At 48.0% G+C, this 5,482-nt stretch carries 6 protein-coding genes and 1 pseudogene; 5 read left to right on the top strand and 2 right to left on the bottom strand.

Annotated elements, in window-relative coordinates:
• Positions 1-484: 484 nt before the first annotated feature.
• Complete coding sequence (locus E5S67_RS30810) at positions 485-1,327, bottom strand: MBL fold metallo-hydrolase (RefSeq protein WP_172193106.1); 843 nt, start codon at positions 1,325-1,327, stop codon at positions 485-487.
• 106 nt (positions 1,328-1,433) lie between these two features.
• A complete protein-coding gene (locus E5S67_RS30805; RefSeq protein ID WP_172193105.1) occupies positions 1,434-2,237 on the bottom strand; it encodes an SDR family NAD(P)-dependent oxidoreductase in 804 nt (267 codons plus the stop codon).
• 303 nt (positions 2,238-2,540) lie between these two features.
• Here E5S67_RS30805 and E5S67_RS30800 point away from each other — a divergent pair, with 303 nt between their 5' ends.
• The 5 genes and pseudogenes from E5S67_RS30800 (at position 2,541) to E5S67_RS34625 (ending at position 5,418) form a co-directional block, all read left to right on the top strand.
• Positions 2,541-2,729 (top strand): tyrosine-type recombinase/integrase, encoded by a 189-nt coding sequence (locus tag E5S67_RS30800; protein WP_281363601.1) that lies wholly within the window; start codon positions 2,541-2,543, stop codon positions 2,727-2,729.
• Between the two features lie 423 nt (positions 2,730-3,152).
• Positions 3,153-3,335 (top strand): hypothetical protein, encoded by a 183-nt coding sequence (locus tag E5S67_RS30795; RefSeq protein WP_172193103.1) that lies wholly within the window; start codon positions 3,153-3,155, stop codon positions 3,333-3,335.
• 502 nt (positions 3,336-3,837) lie between these two features.
• Positions 3,838-4,058 (top strand): annotated as a pseudogene (locus E5S67_RS34925) (reverse transcriptase N-terminal domain-containing protein); the annotation flags it as partial.
• Positions 4,059-4,097: 39 nt separating this feature from the next.
• Entirely contained in the window at positions 4,098-4,820 is a 723-nt protein-coding gene (locus E5S67_RS34630; RefSeq protein WP_422614726.1) for a reverse transcriptase domain-containing protein, read from the top strand.
• Positions 4,738-5,418: a group II intron maturase-specific domain-containing protein gene (locus E5S67_RS34625; RefSeq protein WP_339382793.1), complete on the top strand. Its 681-nt coding sequence runs from the start codon at positions 4,738-4,740 to the stop codon at positions 5,416-5,418. The genes E5S67_RS34630 and E5S67_RS34625 overlap by 83 nt, the downstream gene beginning before the upstream one ends.
• Positions 5,419-5,482: the final 64 nt, after the last annotated feature.

The following is a 5,482-nucleotide window of genomic DNA, read 5'->3' as shown; positions in this document are numbered from 1 at the left end:
CTTATTTAATTTAGGTAAAATTGACAGGCTGCTGTAACGCTAAAACCGCATAACTTCAACCCAAAAGCGTTTTGGCTCCCAAATTTCACAAGTGATAAAAGAATCGCAGTCACATCTGCGGAATGTGGGCTAAAAAGTCAGAATTCATACCAACTTAGTCAGGATTGGTAAAGTTCAATGTATTTACAACTGATTTAGGATTGCTATAGGTCTTTTAAGATTGTCAAATTTTTATTTGAGTTTTTCACTAACGAACATAAATTTGATTTCCCTAAAATACGTCAATATACTTACACAAAGAAAATTATTTAGGATTGCTCAAGATATAGAAAATCATTTAGGATTACTATAACACCAAGCATTTAAAAGACATAAAGGTCTCTAGGAAATTAGAGCAAGGATTTGTCTCAAAGGTCGGTAACATGGATAAGTTCGGGTTCCTGAATCGGTCTTACTGGCACAGGTTTTGTCAATGATGAAAAGTCTAGTTGTGAGAAATGCTGGACTTGCCAGTGAACGCTTTCAACTCAATGGCGTCGTGGCTACAGAAGAGGCGCACGCCCTTACTTCGATCGACTGATAATGCGCGCAGCCGGTCTTGATTTAGCAACCTAGCCTTGCGGTCTACCTCCATCATCCACTGGTAGGCGCGTAGTCCGGGCGTGCAGCGTCGTTTGGAGGAACCCATCTCGTCTCGGTAAAAGTAGGCATCGCCTGCGTGTAGCAGCCAACCCTCCGGGGTGTCGATCGCGATGCCCGCATGACCCCGCGTGTGACCGGTAAGCGGGATGAGCAGAATCTCTGGTGGTAGCCCGTCAAGATCGCGGACTGCCTCAAAACCGAACCAAGGTTCGCCCCCCGCCGAATAGTATTTCCAGCGTTTGACTTCATCCCACTGCCCTGGACGATAGCGCCTTTTTGTGATGAAACCGTGCCGATCGTGCGCAGCATCGATTTCCGACTGCATAACGTGTACCGTTGCTTCAGGAAAATCCTCTAGACCACCGGCATGATCGAAATCGAGGTGGGTCAGCACAATATGGCGCACATCGCTTGCAGAAAATCCAAGCTGCTCGATTTGAGCGATCGCCGTGTACTTGCGATCGAACTGGATGTTATTAAAGTGGATAAAGAATGCGCTCAGCCGGGAATAAGGCGACTTGATATCGCGCAGTCCGAAGCCGGTATCAATGAGAACAAGTCCCTGATTCGTTTCAACGAGCAGACAGTGGCAGACGAGGTTCGCCGTCAGCCCGCGACTGAAGCCATCAAAGAGCGCCCCGCCAATCGGGCACATACAGCCACAATTGAGATGGTGAATTTGCATAAATCCTCTGTTACGATGCCTCCGAGGAGCCATCCTAAACGTGTAAGTTGCTGCCTAGTTGAAAAGAGTGTCAACTGACAATATTCCATCGATCTGTAGGCGCAGATTACTTATTAGCCGACCCCGGTTCAGTAAGTTGACGGTGCTGTTCGGCATTAGCGGTATCAGGCAAAACCTTGCTCGCTGTGCCCTGAAGCTTCGTCTTGAGCGATCCTGCAACAATGCTGTCCTTGCCTGCCATCAGCGCCTCAAAACCTTGCTTGGCAACCATAGCCGGGTCATCTTTCCGATCGGCACCGGCCTTAGTATCATCCATTCCGGCCCTATGGAAGAAGTTGGTATCGGTTGGTCCTGGCATCAGCGAGGTGACGGTGACACCCGTATCCTTCAACTCGTTACGCAGCGCCTCCGAGAAAGAGTGCAGAAACGCTTTGGATGCGGCGTAGACTGCCTCGAACGGCCCCGGCATCAGGGCGGCAATCGACGAAGTGAAGAGGATGCGACCCTGGCGGTGATCGACCATATCTTTTACTACCCGTTTGGCGAGATGTACGGACGAGACGACGTTGAGGTTGATCAGATTGAGTTCGTCCTTCAGGTCAGTTTCGCGGGCAAAGTCGCCACCGACACCGACACCTGCGTTAATCGCGATCGCATCCACCGATCGACCAGTCGCCTTAATCTTGTTGTAGAGCGTTTCAACACCGTCATAGGTAGCGAGGTCTGCCTGCACCGTCTCGACTTGGGCACCGAGCTTCTCGAAGGCAAGAGCGGCTTCATTGATACTTTGGCCGGTAGAGGTGATTAGAAGATCGAAGCCGTTTTGAGCGAACTGTTTGGCGAGTTCGTAGCCGATGCCGTTAGAGGCACCCGTCACGACAGCCAAGGGGCGGGTCAAGGAACTGTTCATAACTTCCAAACTCCTGTTTAACTGCTCCGCAGTCGTTTGTCTGGGCTTGCTTCTCTTTCTAGCAGACAACCTGTGGGGACTGTGGGCTTCCAACTTTTATAATCCTAGGAAGGCAGCAGTGCGATCGCATCTTTCCAAGGACGTATCGCTATTGTGTTTTAGACATCTCGAATAACTCCCAAAGTCTATCCCCGCTTCAGCTTGTTTTCTGACTGCCTGCCTCCCTGTTCCGGCAAGCCAGAAACCAACGCTTAAATCAGAGTTTGAAAATTTATTAATTAATAATATTGTCCTAATCAGGGATTGAAACTAGAACTTCAAACTTGGGGTTTTCAGGATATGCTTCGGCACGGCTGCGGCTACTATTTGACGACGGCCAAAGGGATAGACACCAGGGCGATTCAGAATTATTTGGGACACGCTAACATTCGTCACACAGTCCGCTACACCAAGCTAGCACCGCAGCGGTTTCAATGGTTTTGGGACGACTGACAGTTACATAAAGCTGTAAGTCTGTTGTATAGCAACCACCAAGGCGGTTATGGCATAAACTGTAAGTAGTTCCAATTGCCGTGCGCTCGCAAAACCCATGTCCAAACCCTACAGCTATGACCTCCGTCAGAAGGTAATCCAAGCCATCAAGCTTGATGGCTTGAAAATTAGTGGATCTTGTATTCAATTCAGTATTAGTCGCAACACCCGACCGCTTATGGTTTTCGAGGCAAGCCGAAACTGGGGACTTTCAAGCCTTACCGAACGAGCCTCCCGGTAATGGTCATAAAATCACCGCAGGGGGCAAAATTTCGCGAGGTAAGCCAAAACTCATGGGGATAAAACCCAAGTGGAGATGGCCTCACTTTGGGAGGGGGAAATTAGCGATCGCACAATTTCACGGGCTTTAAAGAAAATTGGCTTGTGCTCAAAAAAAAGACTTATGGCTACCGTGAACGGGATAAGGTCAAACGCAAGGCGTTTATAGCTCATTTGTCCAATGTAGCAACCGATCGGATTGTTTACCTAGATGAGTCGCTCGATCGATCGGCCGAGATCAGTACGATTATGGTTGGGTGCGATTCGTTGAAGCGTGATTCACGGTGAAAGCCCGTACATAACGTTTCCAGCTGCAAGGCTGAACTCTCGGTCTGATAAGGGTGCAAGTCCCTTCTGCCAGACTCAGGTATGACTCCCTATCTGCCCACACCGACCAAGCTCGATTCTTGGAGAGTGAAGCCCGAAGGCGCAATCAGCCATCTGTTGTGGGATGACACTGGCGCTAATGGGGAGATCCAACGGTGAAATAGAGCCTATAAAAGTAACTTATCTTCAAGCGGGACACAACTCACCATCCCGACTTCACTGGAGATTATTCCCGCCGAATTTTCGACTCAATATCGGCAAGAGTCTAGGGAATCCAGTAGTTAAATTGGCTCCACCTAAAGGAAAAATCAATCTAACCGAGGGAACGAAGAAAAACGAATTGAGGGTCAAGGGGAAGTCGAACCCTTTCGTAGGCTAGACGAGCAGCGGAACCCCCTTAATTCGGGGAGGACAGACCGTAATTGGTCGCTCGGTGTTCGGAAAACATAAGTTAGAGCAGAGCATGATTAGACACAGCAGCAATGTTAGTAAATCTTGGAAGACGTTACCTTGGAAGAAATTCCGAAGGGACTTATTTCGCCTACAAAAACGAGTGTTTAAAGCGATTCAGGTTGGAGACAAGCCAAAAGCGAAGTCCTTCAAAAGCTAATTCTGAAATCTCGGACTGCAAGAATGTTGGCGATACGTCAAGTAACTCAACTAAATGCTGGCAAAAAGACTGCGGGAATCGATAGAAAAGCCTCACTCACATTTGAGGAAAGGTTGGCTCTGAGCGAAGAACTCAGAGTCAAAAGTAACAGATGGAAACATCAGAAGTTACGTTCAATACCAATCCCGAAAAAGGATGGGAGTACCCGCCTCCTTAAGATACCGACTATCGCCGATAGAGCGTGGCAATGCCTCGCAAAATACGCGCTAGAGTCAGCACACGAAGCAACCTTTCATGCTCAGAGTTACGGATTTAGAACAGGAAGGTCTGCACACGACGCGCAGAAAAGACTGTTCCACAATCTACGCTCTCAGAGCAACGGAATAGAGAAACGGGTTATCGAACTCGATATCGAAAAATGCTTCGATAGGATAAGGCACACCAGCATAATGGATCGACTCATCGCCCCAAAAGGCATCAAGACCGGAATATTCCGCTGTCTAAAATCAGGAGTCAATCCAGAATTTCCCGAACAAGGAACCCCGCAAGGGGGCGTGGTAAGTCCATTACTAGCCAATATTGCTCTCAATGGGATTGAGGAAATACATCAATCAGTCCTTTACGCGGATGACATGATAATAATTCTGAAACCTAAAGATGATGCGGAGGCAATACTTGATAAAGTCAGCGAATTCCTGGCAGAACGCGGGATGAAAGTGAGCGAAAAGAAAACTAAGCTAACGGCTACGACAGATGGATTTGACTTCCTTGGTTGGCATTCCAAAGTGCTTTCGCAACGGAAAATTGAGATGCGTCCCATCAGCGGACAATTTTAAAGCGTTTCGTCAGAAGGTAAAACACATCGTCAACAACTCGAATTATGGAGCTACGGACAAGGCCCAGAAATTAGCCCCTGTGGTTAGAGGTTGGAGAAATTACCATCGCTACTGTAAATTGGATGGGTCACGGTTTTCACTGCATTTCATCCGAAATAGAGCCTTCAAGGTATTCAACAAGGAAGCAAAACAGAATCGCTATACTGTCAAGAAATTGATGGGAAAAGCGTTCCCGGCGGTTCCTTACTCCGAAAACAGATTCGTCAATGTCAAAGGGGAGAAATCACCCTACGACGGAGATATAGCCTACTGGAGTGAGCTCCACAGCAAACTCTATGACGGCGAAACCTCTAAAGCCCTAAAACGGCAAAACCATAAATGTGGAAAATGTGGCTTAAAAATGCTAGGCGATGAAAAGGTACATCTGCACCACGTAGATGGAAACCACAGTAATTGGAAAATAAACAACCTTCTAGCGGTTCACTCTCATCTGCCACGATTATATCCACATGAGCAAAGGCGCAAGCCGAGAACATCGGGAGCTGGATGCCGGGAAACTCGCACGCCCAGATCGTGCGGTTCGTTTCTACGAAACTAGCCTGTATGGGTTAGGGGATTAGAGCCTTTACGCCGCCTTGGGTGCAAGCCCTAAAAGATAGTAA

Source organism: Microcoleus asticus IPMA8, assembly GCF_013179805.1.
Classification (GTDB): Bacteria; Cyanobacteriota; Cyanobacteriia; order Cyanobacteriales; family Microcoleaceae; genus Microcoleus; species Microcoleus asticus.
The sequence above is the reverse complement of the archived record's forward strand: the minus strand, read 5'-3'. Positions and strand labels throughout refer to the sequence as shown.